Source organism: Dysgonomonas mossii (assembly GCF_004569505.1).
Classification (GTDB): domain Bacteria; phylum Bacteroidota; class Bacteroidia; order Bacteroidales; family Dysgonomonadaceae; genus Dysgonomonas.
This window is the reverse complement of the sequence record NZ_SPPK01000005.1, coordinates 236,085-254,916: the sequence shown is the minus strand read 5'-3', so window position 1 is coordinate 254,916 and position 18,832 is coordinate 236,085. Positions and strand designations below refer to the sequence as shown.

Annotated in this window: 12 protein-coding genes; 9 read left to right on the top strand and 3 right to left on the bottom strand. The window is 39.4% G+C overall.

Annotation, left to right across the window (positions count from 1 at the left end; genetic code table 11):
* Window positions 1-8 precede the first annotated feature (8 nt).
* The 7 genes from prmC (at window position 9) to E4T88_RS14870 (ending at window position 11,431) form a co-directional block, all read left to right on the top strand.
* Window positions 9-848 carry a peptide chain release factor N(5)-glutamine methyltransferase gene (gene prmC, locus E4T88_RS14900; protein ID WP_135106801.1) on the top strand — a complete coding sequence of 280 codons (840 nt, stop codon included), beginning with the start codon at window positions 9-11 and terminating at the stop codon, window positions 846-848.
* Window positions 849-937: 89 nt separating this feature from the next.
* Complete coding sequence (locus E4T88_RS14895) at window positions 938-1,423, top strand: regulatory protein RecX (RefSeq protein WP_135106799.1); 486 nt, start codon at window positions 938-940, stop codon at window positions 1,421-1,423.
* A complete protein-coding gene (locus E4T88_RS14890) occupies window positions 1,404-2,093 on the top strand; it encodes a ComF family protein (protein WP_135106797.1) in 690 nt (229 codons plus the stop codon). The genes E4T88_RS14895 and E4T88_RS14890 overlap by 20 nt, the downstream gene beginning before the upstream one ends.
* 143 nt (window positions 2,094-2,236) lie before the next feature.
* Entirely contained in the window at window positions 2,237-4,624 is a 2,388-nt protein-coding gene (locus tag E4T88_RS14885; protein ID WP_135106795.1) for a TonB-dependent receptor, read from the top strand.
* Window positions 4,625-4,812: 188 nt separating this feature from the next.
* Entirely contained in the window at window positions 4,813-5,931 is a 1,119-nt protein-coding gene (locus tag E4T88_RS14880) for a PepSY-associated TM helix domain-containing protein (RefSeq protein ID WP_135106793.1), read from the top strand.
* A gap of 264 nt (window positions 5,932-6,195) precedes the next feature.
* The gene (locus E4T88_RS14875) at window positions 6,196-9,051 is read left to right on the top strand and encodes a glycoside hydrolase family 2 protein (RefSeq protein ID WP_135106791.1); all 2,856 of its coding nucleotides are present in this window, start codon (window positions 6,196-6,198) and stop codon (window positions 9,049-9,051) included.
* A 127-nt stretch (window positions 9,052-9,178) separates the two neighbouring features.
* Window positions 9,179-11,431 (top strand): GH92 family glycosyl hydrolase, encoded by a 2,253-nt coding sequence (locus E4T88_RS14870; RefSeq protein WP_135106789.1) that lies wholly within the window; start codon window positions 9,179-9,181, stop codon window positions 11,429-11,431.
* 64 nt (window positions 11,432-11,495) lie between these two features.
* Here the strand turns inward: E4T88_RS14870 and E4T88_RS14865 are convergent, their stop codons facing one another.
* Window positions 11,496-12,701, bottom strand: a complete 1,206-nt coding sequence (locus E4T88_RS14865; RefSeq protein WP_135106787.1) for a protoporphyrinogen/coproporphyrinogen oxidase — start codon at window positions 12,699-12,701, stop codon at window positions 11,496-11,498.
* 284 nt (window positions 12,702-12,985) lie between these two features.
* On the opposite strand from E4T88_RS14865, the gene pyrG reads away from it, so the two are divergent.
* Together pyrG and yidC are read left to right on the top strand one after the other, a co-directional pair.
* Window positions 12,986-14,599: a CTP synthase gene (gene pyrG / locus E4T88_RS14860; protein WP_135106785.1), complete on the top strand. Its 1,614-nt coding sequence runs from the start codon at window positions 12,986-12,988 to the stop codon at window positions 14,597-14,599.
* Window positions 14,600-14,625: 26 nt separating this feature from the next.
* Complete coding sequence (gene yidC, locus E4T88_RS14855; RefSeq protein WP_135106783.1) at window positions 14,626-16,578, top strand: membrane protein insertase YidC; 1,953 nt, start codon at window positions 14,626-14,628, stop codon at window positions 16,576-16,578.
* A gap of 78 nt (window positions 16,579-16,656) precedes the next feature.
* Here the strand turns inward: yidC and bamE are convergent, their stop codons facing one another.
* Both bamE and bamJ read right to left on the bottom strand, forming a co-directional pair.
* Window positions 16,657-17,328, bottom strand: a complete 672-nt coding sequence (gene bamE, locus E4T88_RS14850; protein ID WP_135106781.1) for an outer membrane protein assembly factor BamE domain-containing protein — start codon at window positions 17,326-17,328, stop codon at window positions 16,657-16,659.
* A gap of 154 nt (window positions 17,329-17,482) precedes the next feature.
* The gene (gene bamJ, locus E4T88_RS14845; protein ID WP_135106779.1) at window positions 17,483-18,466 is read right to left on the bottom strand and encodes a BamJ family beta-barrel-assembly machinery protein; all 984 of its coding nucleotides are present in this window, start codon (window positions 18,464-18,466) and stop codon (window positions 17,483-17,485) included.
* Window positions 18,467-18,832: the final 366 nt, after the last annotated feature.

Here is an 18,832-nt window from a genome sequence, read left to right as displayed (position 1 = left end):
ACAGCCTGATGCAAAAAACAATTTCTTATATAAAAGAATATCTAAAAGCGTATTATCCCGAAAGTGAAATTTCGGGATTTATACGTATTATAATAGAACATATAACCAAGCGTTCGTATCCTCAGGCTGTGATATCAGACACAATGTTGACGGAAGAACAAACCGACTTACTGCATTCTATACTATATCGTTTAAAAATGTCTGAACCAATACAGTATATTATTGGTGAAACCGAATTCTTCGGACTTCCTTTTCATGTGACGAAGGATGTACTCATACCTCGCCCCGAAACGGAAGAGCTTGTGGAACTGATTTTGAACGAAAACAAAAAATCAGGACTAAAAGTACTCGATATCGGTACCGGTAGCGGAGCTATTGCAATAGCATTAGCAAAACATTTAGAAGAAGGATACATCGAAGCATGGGATATATCAGAAGAGGCATTAAAGATCGCAACCCTCAACGCAGAATCAAATGCTGTGGATGTAAACTTCAGAAATGTGGATGTTCTAAAAAATTATCCTACAGACACCAAATTTGATATTATAGTCAGCAATCCTCCTTATATCTTGGAAAAAGAAAAATCCGGGATGGATCAGAATGTCCTAGACTATGAACCACACACTGCACTGTTCGTACCCGACAATAACGGACTTTTGTTTTATGACCGGATTGCCGATATTGCCTTAGATCTACTCGAGCCAAACGGCAAATTATACTTCGAAATAAATCAAGCGAAAGGAGAGTCTACAGTAGAATTAGTCAAAAGCAAAGGATTTATAAACGTTTCACTATTTCAGGACTTAAACAAAAACGACAGGATGGTGAGAGCAGAGGTAGACAGATAATGTACTAGATTCTACCAAAACAAAAAACTTTACTACGTTCAGGATAATATTTTTCCTACTTTTGAGTGTTATTCTAAAAACAAGAAAAATTGAAGTTATCCGAACCACAAGCACTCAACCGTGTCGCAGCCTATTGTTCCAGAGCCGAACGATCTGAATTTTCCGTACGCAAAAAACTACTTGCATGGGAATTATCCCCCGATGCTATAGAACGAATTATAGACAGGCTAAGGAAAGAGAAATACCTTGACAACACACGTTTTACAAGAAGCTTTATCAACGATAAATTAAAGTTCAACAAATGGGGTAAGACCAAAATCGTTTTCGAACTCAGAAAACTTAATATTTCCGAATCAATTTACAACCCGATCTTGGAAGACCTTGCAGGAGATGAATTCGAAAAACAACTAATGCATATATTATCCGTAAAAGAAAAATCAGTAAAGGCAAAGAATGACTATGATAAGAAAACCAAGCTAATACGCTTTGCTTTGGGGCGAGGCTTCTCAATGGATTTGTGTATTAAATGTGTAGATAAAATATTAGGCGGTACTTATGAAGACAATTTTTCATAATTTTCTCGATCTTTTTTTCCCGAGCCTCTGTGTTGTCTGCAAAAAACGATTGAGCGAAGGAGAGCTGCACATCTGTACCGACTGCCTGCTGCTCATACCCAAAACGAATTTCCACCTGCAACCCGACAACCGTCTGGAACAGTTTTTCGCCGGACGCTTTCCCTTCCAACATATTGCCGCTTTTGCCTATTTTGTAAAAGGAGGCAGCATACAGCATATTATTCATGAATTGAAATACAATCGAAACCCTCACATCGGCACATTCATTGGTGAACTATGTGGAGAAAATATAAAAAACAGCGATTTTATTTCTTCTATAGATATGCTGGTACCTGTTCCACTTCATCCTAAGCGCCAAAAAGAAAGAGTATACAACCAGTCGCTTGAAATATGCAAAGGAATTTCACACATAACCGGAATACCTATTAATATTGATACCCTGCTACGAAAAGTAAATAATCCTTCACAAACAAAGAATGCCCGCTTCGACCGCTGGAAGAATGTAGAAGACATCTTCCACGTGGTAATCCCGGAAACCTTCGCCAACAAACACATCCTATTAGTGGATGATATTATTACAACAGGCTCTACCCTAGAATCATGTGCTAAAGAGATCTTGAAATGCACAAATAGTAAAATAAGTATCTACAGCGTAGGCACCGCTAACTAGCCCCGAAGCCTCCAATCCCTATTTATTGCTATATACAGGTTAAAATTTCATTATATATTGTGATTGTGCGAGAGTACAATTATAAAGACCTTTGCCGTCGAATAATTTTATCTATTAACGTATAAACTATATATATATCAACTATGAAGAAGATCATTACTCTATTTCTTTTTCTAATCATAGGCATTACAATTGTTAGTGCTCAAGTTATAAAAGGAAGGGTACTCGACGAAAATGGAGATCCTATAGCATCTGCTACTGTAGCGATCAAAGAATTACAAAAAGGCGTATCTACTGACGAATCAGGAAAATTTAGATTTACAAACCTCCCTAAAAGGGAACTTACTCTGGTAGTAAGCTTTGTAGGATACAATAACAATGAAAAGAAAGTAGACCTAAAAAATAATGAAGAATTTCATATCCAGTTTGATATGATTTCGAATGCAAACCTAAGCGAGATTGAAGTATTCGGCGAACGATACAAGCAACCCGAAAAGCTGGATGCTATCACACGTATGCCATTACGCCCTAGCGAACAGATACAAAGTATATCTGTAATTTCCGATAAGGTAATTGCTGAACAAGGAGCCCTTACTATTACAGATGCAGTAAGAAATGTGCCGGGTGTAACACTGTTTGGTTCTTACGGTGGCGTAAAAGAAAGTATGTCACTTCGCGGGTTTCGCGGAATTCCGGTCCTGAAGAACGGTGTAAGAACAGACTCTCAGTTCCAAACGGCTTCGATACAGACTGACATGATGGGTGTGGAGAGCATACAAGTGATAAAAGGGTCTGCAGCTATCACTCAAGGAGTTATAACTGACTTAGGTAATGCCGGAGGTGTAATAAACGTAGTTACTAAAACGCCTAAATTTGTAAATGGTGGTGAAGTTGGAGTACGTGTAGGCAGCTGGGGACAGGTTCGTCCGACATTCGATGTACAAACTGTTCTAGATAATAAAAACACAATCGCTTTCCGTCTGAACGGAGCTTATGAGCGTGCTGATAATTACAGAGCAATAGTATCTTCAAATAAGGTATATATTAATCCATCGTTAGAATGGCGGCCGGATGACAAAACAACTGTAACATTGGAACTGGATTATATGAATGAAAACAGAACTCCGGTAACAAGTACAGTAAATCTCGCAGGAGCCGACAAAGAAGCTCTGTATGACATGCCTTACAGTAAGTTTTTAGGATTTAGAGAAGATAATACCAACAGCAAAACTTTAAGTTATGCTGCGCGTATCACTCGTCAACTAGCTGATAAAATCAGTTTAAGAGCTGCTTATTTCAATTCGTCTTATAATGTGGATAACACATCCACCGGATTAAGCGCCCTTAAAAGCCGCCCTACAGATTACAATATCAAACAACGCGCTATTTCACGTAATTTGCGTGATGATAAAAACTCAACATTCCAATTAGATTTCGTTGGAAAGGATGTATACACAGGTTCGATAAAACATACATTCCAGGTCGGCTTCGACTACAGAATTGCGGATGCTACCACAACAAACCTGGGCTCAATGGTCGTAGATACGATTGACATATTAGCTAATAAAATTCCAAATGATGTTCCTTCAAAATTGGCATTGAAAGGAGCCGGTGATCCCGTACAGGCTAAATATACAACGTACGGAATCATGGCGCAGGAGGTGATGACAATAAATGAATACCTCAAAGTTATACTTGGTCTTCGTTACAGTTCTATCTCTACGATCAACGCTACTGCAGGAACAACAATAGGCGACGCATGGAATCCGATGTTAGGTTTGATGGTTACCCCTATCAAGAATGTAAATATATTCGGATCTTATACCACCAGCACCAGCCTGAGATCTGCAGCGCAAATCCTAACCGACAGCGTAACGCAGGCCGGCCCATCGACAACAAAACAATGGGAAGTAGGATTCAAATCGGATTGGCTAGACAACAGGCTGCGCTTCAATTTTACATATTTCAACATCAAAACAGAAAACCTGACCAATGCTGCATATATAGAAGGTACGAATACCCCAACCAACTATTACTATAAAGCAGGAACATTGAAAAGAGAGGGTATAGAAGTGGAACTAAACGGACGAATCTTAAACAACCTGCAAGTAATGCTAGGATATGCTTACCTGAATGCCAGATATGCAGACAGCCCTTCGTATGTAAACGGCTCAGCTCCGATGAATGCACCAAAGCATACAGCTAACGGATGGATATACTATACAGTTGACAGGGGTGCAGTTAAAGGCTTATCCATCGGAGTAGGTACATACTATGTAGGAAAACGCCCTGTTAATGAGTACAGTCTTGCTCCTGATGGACATGGCTCTCCGATTGGTGTAAAACCATTTGATATGCCTGCCTATACAACAGTAAATGCACAGGTAGCATATACATACAAGAAAGTGACGGCACGCGTGTTCTTCAATAATATATTTGACGAGCTTGGATACAATTCATATTTCCGTGGAGGCTACATCAACCAGATCGACCCTCGCAACTTTGCCGGAGTAGTATCTTATCGCTTTTAATCACTATTTATTGTGATTGAACGACACAAATATCATCATTTATTGTGATTGTAGGATAGTATTAAAACACCGACCTTTGTAATGATGATAGTTTAAAGAATTACTTAACTTTGATGATAGTTTGATTCCGGTGTCTTAGCAGTGCTAACTCACCGGAATTTTTCTTTATAAACGCTTAATAATAGTATATGAGACCATTCTTAAAAAAACTCCATAAATGGCTTTCCCTTCCTGTAGGAATTATAATTACAATTGTTTGCCTTACAGGAGCGATTCTTGTTTTTCAGGACGAGATATTAGAGCTATCCAATCCCTCTCACTACTTTGTAGATGTGGTAAAGGAAAAGCCTATGCCGTTGGAAGAGCTCATCCCAAAAGTAAACGCTCAATTAGATAGTAATTCTGTAGCAAGTGTACAGATATCAGACGACCCCAAGCGCACTTACCGCATGACCTTAGCCGAAGGATTCAGGATCACCGCATTTGTCAACCAGTATACCGGAGAAGTGACGGGAATGTATAAATTTCAGGAAAGCACCTTCTATACCATCATGGTACTACATCGCTGGCTGATGGATGGCAGCCGCACATGGGGTAAATATACGGTAGGAATCTCTACGCTTATTTTCGTATTCATTCTTATTTCGGGGGTTATTGTCTGGATGCCAAAAAGATGGAATAGAAGCCGCTTCAAAATTCAATTCAGAAAAGGACGCAAACGCCTCTTTTACGATATGCACAATGTACTCGGAGTATATGCTTGTTTAGTATTACTTATCTGCGCACTTACAGGCATGGTTTGGTCGTTCGAATGGTATCGAAATGGATTGTTCAGGCTCTTTGGAGTGGAAGTCGCCGAATCCGGAGGACACGGAGGCGGAAGAGGTGCACGTGGCGGACAACAGGAAGAAAAGAAAGAATTGAATGTAGCTAATTGGCAAACGGTATTCAATTCTTTACAGACATCAAATCCTGATTATGAGTATATACGGGTGCAAGACGGTTCTGCAGCGGTTCACCTGAAATCATCTGTTACATCACGAGCTACAGACCAATACAAGTTTGACAAAAAAACAGGAGAGATCACAGCTACAACCTTATTTAAGGATCAGGAAGGCACTACCAAAATATGGGCTTGGGTGTATTCTCTCCATGTAGGAAACTATTGGGGGATATGGTCAAAAATATTCACCTGTATATTCGCCCTTATCGGGGCAAGCCTTCCACTGACAGGTTACTACATCTTTTTTGTGAAAAGAAAAAACAAAAAAACGGTACGGAAACGAAAAGAAATAAAAATCGCTTAATTGCATAATTTCGACAAGGGAGTAATATGAATTACTCCCTTTTTTGTTTCACTCACCGTCCATTTTACCATTATTATATAAATGACTGATCTACACATCACCAAAAAATATTACCTTTGTCCACTAGGGCAAGAGCACTTCTAATTGTTATTATTTAGAATAGCATTATTCCGACACACTAGAAATATTGCATTGCTTTATTGAGAGATCTTATTCTCTAAAATAATGATGAAATATAATTTATAACCTATTAATACCTTACTTATGTTCAATAAAAGACATTCGAAATTCTATGTAAGTTTGATGATATTAATGCTAATGTCATTGGTACAAATCAACGCTCAAGATTTTATTCCGGGTCAACTCTGGACAGGCTTGAAGCAACCACAACCCCAATCTGAATTACCTAAAGGAAAAGCCCCCTTTCAAACATCAGAAAGAGTCGCAAAAAGGAATATACCAACAGCCCTTGTCCCTGTACAAAGCGGAGAATGGATTATCTCGGACGGATGGGAAATGACAGACGGAAAAACAGCAATGGCGTCGAACAAATCTATTTTCGACCCTCAATATAGCACTTCTGCATGGTATAATGCAACTGTTCCGGGTACAGTGCTTACCACTCTTGTCAATCAAGGAGTGTACGCCGACCCTTATTTCGGGTTGAATAATATGAATATACCTGAATCACTAAGTCGCACCGACTGGTGGTACAGATGTAAGTTTACAGTGCCAAAAGATATTGAAGGCAACCAACTGCGCTTACTTTTCAATGGCATCAACTACAAAGCGGATATATACCTCAACGGAAAAAGCCTGGGAGATATGAAAGGTGCTTTTATCCGGGGTGAGTTTAATATAACAGATCTTGTAAATAAAAATGGAGAAAACATCCTTGCTGTTCATGTTTTTCCTCCACACAATCCGGGTATCCCTCACGAACAATCTATGATTGCCGGACAGGGACTAAACGGAGGAGTACTCAGTACAGATGGACCTACATTTATCTCTTCGATAGGATGGGACTGGATTCCCGGAATACGTGACCGTAACACGGGCATCTGGCAAGATGTAAGACTAAAAGTCGGGGGCGATATCATTATCGGTGATCCTCTTGTAACCACAGATATTTTACTTCCCGATACCACACAAGCCAAAATATCAATAAAAAATATTGTAAGAAATATTACCTCTAAAACTGTCAATGGTACGCTAACGGCTAAAATTGAAAATATAAACATATCGCTACCTTTTACGTTGGCTGCGAACGAAGAAAAAGAGATAACATTTACTCCGGAGCAGTTTAAAGAACTGAATATAAAAAACCCACGTTTGTGGTGGCCAAACGGTTACGGGAGGCCTGAGTTATATAATCTGGAATTAACCGTACAAGCAAACAATAAGGTATCGGACACAAAATCCCTGAAATTTGGGATAAGAGAAATGTCGTACGAACTGATGGTAAACGACAACAGCCAAAACAAGCGTGTTCTTTATACTCCAAATGAAACAGTAAACAAAGGAAAACCAGTATTCGACTATATTAATCGTGTTGCATTCACCAAAGACAACAACCTCCCTACCATTGCTAAGGATGCAGACACCTCCGGGTTACAACCTCTATCGAGCGATGATCCTGTAGGTCCATTTTTTGCGATAAGAGTAAACGGAGTAAGAATTTTCTGCCGTGGTGGCAACTGGGGTATGGACGATGGCATGAAACGTGTATCAAGAGAACGTCTTGAACCATATATCAGACTGCACAAAGATGCAAACTTCAACATTATTCGCAACTGGACAGGAGAAACAACCGAAGAGGATTTCTACGCATTATGCGACGAATACGGCATGCTTGTATGGAATGACTTCTGGATTACAACGGACGATACGGTAGAACCTAGCGATTTTCCTCTATTTGTGAAAAATGCGACAGATGCAGTTCGTCGCTTCCGCAACCACCCATCTATAGCAGTTTGGTGTCCTCGCAACGAAGGATTTGCTCCTAAACAATTAGAAGAGAGCATCTCTGCAATGATGGCTAAAGAAGACCCTACACGCCACTATCACGGACAATCTCGCTTCTTGAATATGGGAACCAGCGGCCCTTGGGGATACTTCAAAGACCCATCCAAATATTATACCGAGAATGCGAAAGGATTCAATACCGAAATGGGAAGCTATGCAATCCCTACGGCAAATACAATCCGTAAATTTATTGCACGGGAAGACCAGTGGCCTATCAATGACGTATGGGCTTATCATGATCTGCACCATACGACTCAGAATTTCGGAGACTTTATCAATGCTGTAGACCGCTATGGAAAAGCAGAAAGCATGGAAGATTTTTCACGCAAATCGCAATTTGTAACTTACGATGCGTGGCGCAATATGCTCGAAGCATGGAACAGCAAAATGTGGAACAATACCACAGGACTTATCCTTTGGATGAGCCACCCGGCATGGCCAAGTATGATATGGCAAACATATACTTACGATTACGAAACACCGGGATCTTATTTCGGTGCAAAAAAAGCATGCGAGCCTATTCACATACAAATGAATTTGCCAGAAAATGATGTTATGATTATTAATACAACATTGAATGATTACAAGTCTGTAACTGCCGGTCTGCGCTTCATCGATCTTCAAGGAAAAGAATTATATAAGAAGAATATAAAATTAGACGCAAAAGCAAACTCAGCAACGAAATGTTTTGTTCCCGAAAAAGGAAATAACTTACCTCAGTTGTATCTGGCACGCCTTGAGCTAAAAGATGCAAAAGGGAAAGTGCTATCAATCAATGATTACTGGATGACAAATGGAGATAAAAAATCATACGAAGCCATAAATACGTTACCGTCAACAACAGTAATTATTAAAACGATCAGCAGCAAAGGTAAAACATGGGTAGAGGTATCAAATCCATCGAAAACATTAGCAGTTGCGGTAAAACTAAATGTAGTGAACAAAAACTCTAAAGAGATATTACTCCCTGCTTACTTCTCTGATGGATATATTAACTTGCTTGGCGGAGAAAAAAGATTAGTAGAATTGGATATACCTAAAAGTATCGCCAACTACAACATCGTAGCTGAAGGTTACAATACAAAAAGTAAATAGTAATTTATCTAGTATTAGATAATAAATGTAACACAAAAGGTGACAAATAAGAATGAGTGAAAACCTGTTACTTTTGTCACCTTTTTTAGATAATACCCTGTCACCCAGTGTGACAAAAAATAAACAAATGAAAAGAATACTATTAACAATAAGCATAGCACTAGCAACAGCCAGCCTGTCTGCTCAAACAGATCCTGTCGACTATGTAAATCCATTTATAGGAACAACAAACTACGGAACAACGAACCCCGGAGCGATGTGTCCTCAAGGATTTATGTCGGTAACACCATTCAATGTAATGGGCTCTCCCGAAAACAAAAGAGACAAAGACACCGGATGGTGGTCTACTCCCTATTCGTACGACAATAGCGTATTTACCGGTTATGCGCATGTCAACCTCAGTGGTGTGGGATGTCCCGATATGAGCAGCCTACTCTTGATGCCTATAAGTGGCGAACTGGAAGTAGATTATAAAAAATACGGGAGTAAGTACAAAGATGAAAAAGCAACTCCGGGATATTATACTAATTTCTTGACCAAGTACAATATCAAAACTGAAGTTAGTGCAACACCACGGGTAGGTATAGCCCGTTTCACATTTCCTAAAGGGCAGAATCATATTTTGCTCAATTTAGGAGAGGGTCTTACAAACGAAACAGGTGCGATGGTTCGCAAAGTTAGCGACACGGAAATAGAAGGGACGAAACTACTCGGAACATTCTGTTATACTCAGAATCAGGCTGTATTCCCTATTTACTTTGTGATGCGTGTAAGCAAAGCTCCACAAAAATCGGGTTACTGGAAATTCCAACGCCCCGGAGGAGACTGGGAAAAAGACTGGAACAAAGATGCAGGAACATATAAGATTTATACAAAATACGAAAAAGAAATAGCCGGCGATGATGTAGGTGCTTATTTCACTTTCGACTGCGCAGAAGGAGAAACAGTAGAAGTGCAAATGGGAGTTTCTTTTGTTAGCATGGAGAATGCACGCCAGAATCTCGAGAAAGAACAACCAAAACCAGACTTCAATGCTATCCGACTTGCAGCACGCAAAATGTGGAACGACGACCTCTCACGCATCCTTGTAGAAGGAGGCACAGAAGACCAAAAGGTAGTATTCTATACAGGGCTTTACCACATGCTTATCCACCCGAATATTTTACAAGATGTAAACGGACAATATCCGGCAATGGAAAGCTCGGAGATAAAAACAACAAAAGAAAACCGCTATACCGTATATTCATTGTGGGATACATACCGCAACCTGCACCAGATGATGACCCTCTTGTATCCCGATCGTCAGTTGCAGATGGTACGCACCATGATAGATATGTATAAAGAGTCGGGCTGGATGCCAAAATGGGAATTATATTCTCGCGAATCGCTAACGATGGAAGGCGACCCTGCCATCCCTGTAATTACAGACACATGGATGAAAGGATTAAGAGATTTTGATATCAATACAGCATACGAGGCTTTTATAAAGTCTGCAACAACTCCGGGACCTCAAAACTTACTCCGTCCCGATAATGATGATTATATGAAACTGGGCTATGTGCCATTAAGAGAAAAATATGACAACTCTGTTTCTCATGCCTTAGAGTATTATATGGCAGACTGGACATTAGCCGAATTGGCAAACTCTTTGGGCAAAAAAGAAGATGCAGAGAGGTTTTATAAACGTTCGCTAGGCTATAAGCATTACTACAGCAAAGAATATGGTACATTCAGACCAATCTTGCCTAACGGAGAATTCTTAACTCCTTTCAGCCCGTTACAAGGTGCGAATTTTGAACCTAATCCGGGTTTCCACGAAGGGAATGCATGGAATTATACATTTGCTGTTCCGCACGATATCCCAGGACTTATCAAGTTGATGGGAGGCAAGAAAAGCTTTGTAGATAAGCTACAAGCAGTATTCGACAACGGTTATTTCGACGTAACAAATGAGCCTGACATACACTATCCGTACCTGTTTAGCCAGATCAAAGGAGAAGAATGGCGGACACAAAAGCTTGTTACAGAGATACTAGCCAAGCATTTCACGAATACACCGGGAGGACTTCCAGGCAATGATGACACAGGTACTATATCGGGTTGGGCTGTATTCAGCATGATGGGCATGTATCCCGAATGTCCGGGAAAACCAGACTATACACTGACAACTCCTACATTCAGCAAAATAACAATAAAGCTTGATCCTAAGTACTATAAGTCGGATAAGGTTGTTATCAATGTGATTAAACCTCAGGATGTAGCGGCAAATTATATAAAAGAAGTGAGAGTTGACGGCAAAACATTGAATGGATATGCTCTATCTCATGATGCGTTGACAGGAGCTAAAGAAATTACCTACATACTGAAACCAAGTAAATAAGATACAATATCATCCTAAGGGAGTGAAGAATATCCTTCTTCACTCCCTTTAGATTTATAAAGAATTACAAGTTGCTCTTAAATCTCTCAAATTCATTCTTAGACCTGTTCACACAATCTTCCAAAGACAAACCGTAGTAGTAATTGCCCAGTAGATAAACACGATCGTTCTTTCGCATAGCCTGTACTTTCTTATCCATATGCAAATGCTCCAATCGCATTGCAGGCAAACTATGTTCTATGAATGAAGTCTCTATTATATCAGATTGTTGAATATTCAACACGCTACATATTAGCTCCAGCTTTTCTTTCTCTAATTTTTTGCCTTTCTCAAAGTGAAAAGTAAAGCTTCTATACTCGCCATTCTCTATCAGATCTCTCGATACTGCCGAAAGGAAATCGTCTGACAAAGGAATAATTCCTGCTATTTCTTTCAGCTCTATTTTATCTTTCTTTATGGTAATGTTCAAAGATTCGGAAGCAAATATCGGGATGGAGGATAACAATCCGGCTAACTCCGGTTCTATATCCTTCAGCAGACTAGAGCTCACTTTCGGATTTGCCGCCATAGCAATATTTCGTGCATAAAAGATTTGCCCGTTTGCTGTTGAAAGTAAAAAGACATCACCTTCTTTCTTTATATCAATCACTTCACTTAAAGTATTAACTTCAAGATCTCCGCTTTCTATTACTGCATTGATAAAGGACGATAAGCCACCTTTGAATGTAAAGCGTCGGGAAATATCCTTTTCTCTTTTGTCTCTCTTTTTAAGAAATATTTCCGCAGGATAATCATCCGCCGGTTGACAGATCACAGCTTTGAAAGCATTCGTAAATAACCTGTCATAATTAGAAGCCCCTACTATAGGACGAAAATATTCGCGGGTGGTTTTCCCGGCTTTATCTGAAAAGAAATACTTCGGAAAGTGAAGTAGACATGATAGCTTGGATACTTCCGACATAATACTTTTTATCTTACCCGAAGCATGGAGCACATAACTGAATTTTCCGAGAGGTAATATTATATCTGTTCTTCGTATTTCTTTCACGATAGACAACAGGCTGGTATATGAATTGTAGCAGGTATGAGACCCAAGCTCGTACCAGAAGTCGGGTTGAGCAGAGAGATGTCCTGTTTGCAATTGCCCTCCGGTATTCTTATTTTTCTCCAAGACCAATACGGTTTTACCTTCTTTTTTCAGATAGTGTGCAAAAGTAACCCCACTTATGCCCCCTCCTACAACGATACAATCATATACTTTTTGGCTCATGCTCTTCATTTTTTTACTCTATACAAATATACAAGGAATGTATGGAATAATGATATTTTACATTCCAACCATACCCTCAAAAAAGCTATTCAATATTACCTGTTTATACTTTAGGCATTTTTCATCTCTCCTAATAGACTGCAAGTCAAAACCAAAGAGATAAATTCTTTAATAATTATTTTCATTTTAAGGATTCGACTACTCTTATTTTGCAATGAGTATCCAAATATTTTTCTTACTTTTGTCCTTTCTTTTTAGAGTCTAAAAAAATAAAACGTAAAGTCGTGGCTAATACGAAGTATATATTTGTTACAGGAGGAGTCATATCTTCCTTAGGTAAAGGTATTATAGCATCCTCACTAGGTAAACTACTACAAGCCAGAGGTTATAAAGTAACTATCCAGAAATTAGACCCCTACATCAACATCGACCCCGGTACACTAAACCCTTACGAGCATGGCGAATGCTATGTAACCGTTGACGGACATGAAGCCGATCTCGATTTGGGACACTATGAAAGATTTCTGAATCAGCCTACACATAAAGATAACAACATCACCACAGGACGCATCTATCAGAATGTGATCAACAAAGAAAGGAAAGGTGATTATCTGGGTAAAACTGTTCAGATCGTACCTCATATCACAGATGAGATTAAGCGCAACATCAAAATGTTGGGTACAAAATACAACTATGATTTTGTTATCACCGAAATTGGAGGTACAGTAGGTGACATAGAGTCACTTCCTTTTATCGAAAGCGTACGCCAGTTGCGTTGGGAATTAGGCAAAAACTGCCTGTGTGTACACCTTACTTATGTTCCTTATATTGCAGCGGCAAAAGAGGTAAAAACAAAACCAACACAGCACTCCGTAAAACAATTACAATCGGAAGGGGTACAGCCTGACATGCTTGTTCTGCGTACCGAACATCCGTTGAATAAAGATATATTGCGTAAGGTTGCTCTATTTTGTAATGTAGAAGTAGACGCTGTGGTACAGTCTGTCGATGTATCTACTATTTATGAAGTTCCTCTCAAGATGCAGGAACAGAATATGGACGAAATAGTTCTTCGTAAATTAGGAATGCCAATAGGAGAAAAACCTGAAATGCAACCTTGGCGTGACTTCTTAAGCAAGAAAAAACATGCCAAAAGTACAATTAAAATAGGACTAGTAGGTAAGTATGTTGAGCTACCCGATGCATACAAATCTATCAACGAATCGTTGCTGCAAGCGGCAACATATAACGAACATAAGCTCGACCTCCACTTTATACTATCTGACAAACTGACCGAAGAGAATATAGAGAAAACACTGTCATCAATGGATGGCATACTTATTGCTCCGGGATTTGGACAAAGAGGAATGGAGGGTAAAATCCATGCATTAAAATATGCCCGCGAACATGACGTTCCTACATTTGGAGTTTGTCTGGGTATGCAATGTATGGTTGTTGAATTCGCTCGTAATGTATTAGGACTTGAAGAAGCCAATTCTACCGAGATGAACAATCATACTCCATTTAAGGTGATAGACCTGATGGAAGAGCAAAAGAATATCACCAATATGGGAGGCACAATGCGTCTTGGAGCATATAAATGCGAATTGGAAAAAGGTTCTCTTGTATACAAAGCTTATGGCAAAAAGATGATAGAAGAACGTCATCGCCATCGCTTTGAATTCAATAACGATTTCAGAGAAGACTTTGAAAAGAATGGAATGAAGTGCACAGGAATCAATCCGGAAATGGATCTTGTGGAAGTGGTAGAAATTCCCGGAAAAAAATGGTACTTAGGCGTACAATTCCATCCGGAATATAATAGCACAGTTGTTTCACCCAATCCATTGTTTTTAAGCTTTATAAAAGCCGTTGTAGATAATAAAGAAAAAAAATAAGAAAGGAATAAAACATATAATTATAAATGGACAAGAATACGATTACCGGGTTTATCCTGATCGCAGCCGTAATTATTGGATTCACATTATTGAGTAGGCCTTCGTCGGAAGACATCGAACGCCAGAAGCAACAGCGCATAAAAGATTCTATCGAATATGCTCAAACTCTACAACGTGAGCAAGAAAATAAAATAGACACCTCTGTAGTTGAAAAAAAGACCGAGAAGATTGACGATTTCTTCAGTGCTTCCGCTCAGCAAAGCGACTCTACTGTAGCAGTTACCGACTCGCTTCCATCAGCAGAACAAAAAACGGAACAATTCATAACCCTTGAAAACAGCAAACTAAAAGCTACATTTTCTACCAAAGGAGGACGAATGGTTCGTGTTCAGCTCAAGGACTACATGAGCTACAACAGAGACGACAAGAAGAATACCGACTCTCTTTACCTATTCAACAATGATGCCGACTTTACCTTATTGCTGACCAACAAGCAACAGAAGGTTTTGAGTACAGGCAAATTGATATTTACTCCTATACAAAAAGAAGGTGACAACTCGCTGATCATGCGCTATGCATACTCAGACAGCCAGTATATCGATTTTGTGTACAAACTGGCTGATGACGACTACATGATGAAATACGACATCAATATGGTAGGCATGCAGCCGATGCTAGCCCGTACCTATAACGATGTATTCGAGATGAAGTGGTCACAGAGAATGCGCAGACAAGAGAAAAGCGTGAAGAACGAACAGCGTTATTCTCATCTCACTTACAAATATGTGGGTGGCGATGTAAAGGAAATGAGCAGTGATAAAAATGAAGAAATAGAAGTTAAAGAGCCTGCAAAATGGATCGCCTTCAAAAATCAATTCTTTGCTCCAATCCTAATTGCTGATGACAAAATAGAGACGGCTCTCCTTAACTCGAAAGTTTTGCAAACGGACGAAAATAGCGAGTATCTGAAAAGCTTTGAAGCAACACTATATGTACCTGCAAAACCGGGAGCAGCACCAGAGAGCATCACAGCAGGATTCTCTTACTACCTAGGACCAATGTCTTACTCTTTGTTGAAGAACTATGACAGTAATGTTAAAGACGCAAACAAAGAACTGGATTTAGACAAACTGGTTCCACTGGGTTGGACTTTATTCCGTTGGGTTAATCAATACTTTATAGTTCCTATATTTAATTTATTGAGCAATACCGGACTATCTATGGGTATTGTAATCTTACTACTAACAATCATTGTTAAATTAGTAATTTCCCCTCTGACATACAAGTCATTTATGTCTTCTGCCAAAATGCGTGTTCTACGCCCTCAGGTAGAAGAAATAAACGAGAAGTATCCGAAGCAGGAACAAGCAATGGAAAAACAACAGGCTACAATGGCTCTCTATAGCAAGGCGGGGGTCAATCCGATGAGTGGCTGTGTACCGATGTTGCTTCAGATGCCGATATTGATCGCCTTGTTCTCGTTCTTCCCTAATGCGATAGAATTGCGTCAGCAAAGCTTCTTGTGGGCTACCGATTTATCAACTTATGATGCCATCTTTGAATGGAAAAATCATATCCCATTGATTGGAACTCATATCAGTCTATTCTGTATTCTGATGACCATTACGAATATCATCTATACAAAGTTCAATATGGAGATGACCAATACCGGACAACAACAAATGCCGGGTATGAAATGGATGATGTATCTGATGCCGCTTATATTCTTGTTTATGTTGAATGACTATCCGTCAGGACTTACATACTATTACTTCCTTTCACTATTGATTACAATATTGCTTACTATTGCTTTCCGTTACATTATCAACGAAGAAAAAGTTTTAGCTAAGTTGGAAGCAAATAAAGCTAAGCCGAAAAAGAAATCTGGCTTTATGGCACGTCTGGCAGAGGCTCAACGTATACAACAGCAACAGCTGAACGAGAGAAACAAATCGAACAGCACAAAGAAGAAAAGATAATATAAACATCACTAAATAAAAAGAGACTGATTCTGTATAGGAATCAGTCTCTTTTTATTTGTATCCGAAATCTTTAGATTATCTTTCTCTTGTTGCGCTTGAAGAACTACTTTCTTCTGTTTTTTTCTCTGCACTTCTTCCACTACTCTTATCGTTTGTGTTAGCTGGTCTTCCGCTAGTAGATGTAGATGGACGAGTACTTTCGTTTGGTCTTGCTGCCGGACGCTCATTGGATGGACGTTCGTTTGATGGACGCTCAGGCCTTGTTGGCTCATTAGGCGTAGTAGGTCTACCCGAACTGGAATTTCCGGGACGAGTTGCTTCTCCCGGACGACTAGGACGACCGGAGCTTGAGTTTCCGGGACGATCTGTTTCAGGACGGCTAGGGCGACTAGGTCTGCTTGGACGACTAGGACGATCGATATAGATAGGTCTGCCATAGTCCGGTAATATCATCGGAGGAGCCGGAGCTATATATTCCACATCCTCGTATAAGAATTCATACCCTACAAGATAGTCATCAATAAATTCCAAAGCATAAACCTCATTTCTTGGGGTTCTGTATTCCAAAACCTCCTGATATCCATTCTGCGTATTATTCACAGCTAATATGCGGCTAGGGTCACCAACAGCTTGCACCACCTGCTCTTTTGTCATACCCGTTCTCAATTTACTTAAATCAAGAGTCTTAAACATCCCACAAGAGATGAATACAACAGATATAATCAAAAACGAAATCAGTTTTTTCATCTTTAATAGTTTTGTTTCGTTATTATCATTAATACTTATAATAGATTAAACAATATTTTGAGTCTGAGAGTTCTTTAAATACATCAAAAAGAATAGGATGTAAAAAGGTCGCCTTCTAAACAAAGCGACCTTCTATATCTTAATTTCTCAGAAATTATTTTTCTATTTCAAGAAGCTCCACTTCAAATATAAGATTAGAGAATGGTTTGATTTTGCCTGCATCTCTTCCTCCGTAAGCAAGATCGTAAGGGATATACAGAATCCATTTCGAACCAACCGGCATCAATTCCAGAGCCTCTGTCCATCCTTTTATCACCTGACCAACGCCGAAAACAGTAGGCTCTCCACGTTCCACACTACTATCGAACACAGTACCATCCATCAATGTACCGTGATAATGAACTTTCACACGATCAGTAGCTGTTGGTTTTTCTCCTGTACCATTTGTGATAACCTTATATTGCAAGCCGCTAGGTAAAGTCACAACCCCATCCTTCGCCTTATTTTCTTCCATAAACTTATCGCCCTCAGCTATCTGATCGGCATACTGAGCTTTCTGTGCCTCTTCTTGTTTTGCCTGCATCTTAGCTTGAGCATCCTGCATTTTTTCGTTGAATGCTTCTGCCGGATTCTCTATATCAAAAGTACCGCCACTCATAGCAGTATACATCGCTGACACAAAAGCCTCATTGTTAAACTTTTCTGTATACCCTTCACCATACATCTGCTGCAAAAGCCCCGGCATCATTTGTTTCAGGATTTGCCCCCCTACCGAAAGACCTGTGTTGTATGCATTTTTTGCCTCAGGAGCATCCAATCCTGCTTTTAACCCTGCAATAAACTCAGATCTGTTACTCTTATTAGCGTTCAAAATAGAATCACGCTTCATTGCAGACTCCACTCCTGTAGTATCGGCAACCACACCAAGTTGGCGTAGATACATAGACAATCCTTGCTCGTAAAGACTGGCGCCAAACATATAAGACAATGAGTCCATCTCTGTCTTAAGAACAGGTTTGGCCGCTGCAACACCTGCTTTTAGAGGCTGCTTTTGTGCCGAAGTTTTTTTCTGTGCCGACAAAGCCATTGGACTTAGCATGACACAAGAAGCAAAAGAGAAAAGTAAAAATTTCTTCATATTATTTCAAATTTAATAGATATGCGATTTTATAGTTTCTGAAAATGTGTTTTTTACATCAAGCTACAAAAATAGCATTTTATTCTTTAATTTGACAACAGCTTTAGTTTTGTTAAATATTTATGCACAAGCGTATCCGAACGAACAAAAAGAGAGCTATACTACAAAATTACATCGAATTTAGACCTTCTATTTATATCACTATCTAGCCTTTATAAGACAGTTAAAACAAAGTTATTACCCAATTATTGTAAAAACTTGAAAACTAATTACTACCTTTGCGCGTCCTTTTGACAGGCTCTCTTATGTCGAATAATTTTGGGGTGGGAGTAAGTCAAAAAAAATGAAGGGCTTTTTACCACAAAA

Coding starts and splice junctions, on each gene's coding strand:
- E4T88_RS14865 (WP_135106787.1), bottom strand. CDS start 12,701: ATGAGCCAAAAAGTATATGATTGTATCGTTGTAGGAGGGGGCATAAGT.
- E4T88_RS14885 (WP_135106795.1), top strand. CDS start 2,237: ATGAAGAAGATCATTACTCTATTTCTTTTTCTAATCATAGGCATTACA.
- E4T88_RS14890 (WP_135106797.1), top strand. CDS start 1,404: ATGAAGACAATTTTTCATAATTTTCTCGATCTTTTTTTCCCGAGCCTC.
- E4T88_RS14875 (WP_135106791.1), top strand. CDS start 6,196: ATGTTCAATAAAAGACATTCGAAATTCTATGTAAGTTTGATGATATTA.
- prmC (WP_135106801.1), top strand. CDS start 9: ATGCAAAAAACAATTTCTTATATAAAAGAATATCTAAAAGCGTATTAT.
- E4T88_RS14870 (WP_135106789.1), top strand. CDS start 9,179: ATGAAAAGAATACTATTAACAATAAGCATAGCACTAGCAACAGCCAGC.
- E4T88_RS14880 (WP_135106793.1), top strand. CDS start 4,813: ATGAGACCATTCTTAAAAAAACTCCATAAATGGCTTTCCCTTCCTGTA.
- bamE (WP_135106781.1), bottom strand. CDS start 17,328: ATGAAAAAACTGATTTCGTTTTTGATTATATCTGTTGTATTCATCTCT.
- bamJ (WP_135106779.1), bottom strand. CDS start 18,466: ATGAAGAAATTTTTACTTTTCTCTTTTGCTTCTTGTGTCATGCTAAGT.
- yidC (WP_135106783.1), top strand. CDS start 14,626: ATGGACAAGAATACGATTACCGGGTTTATCCTGATCGCAGCCGTAATT.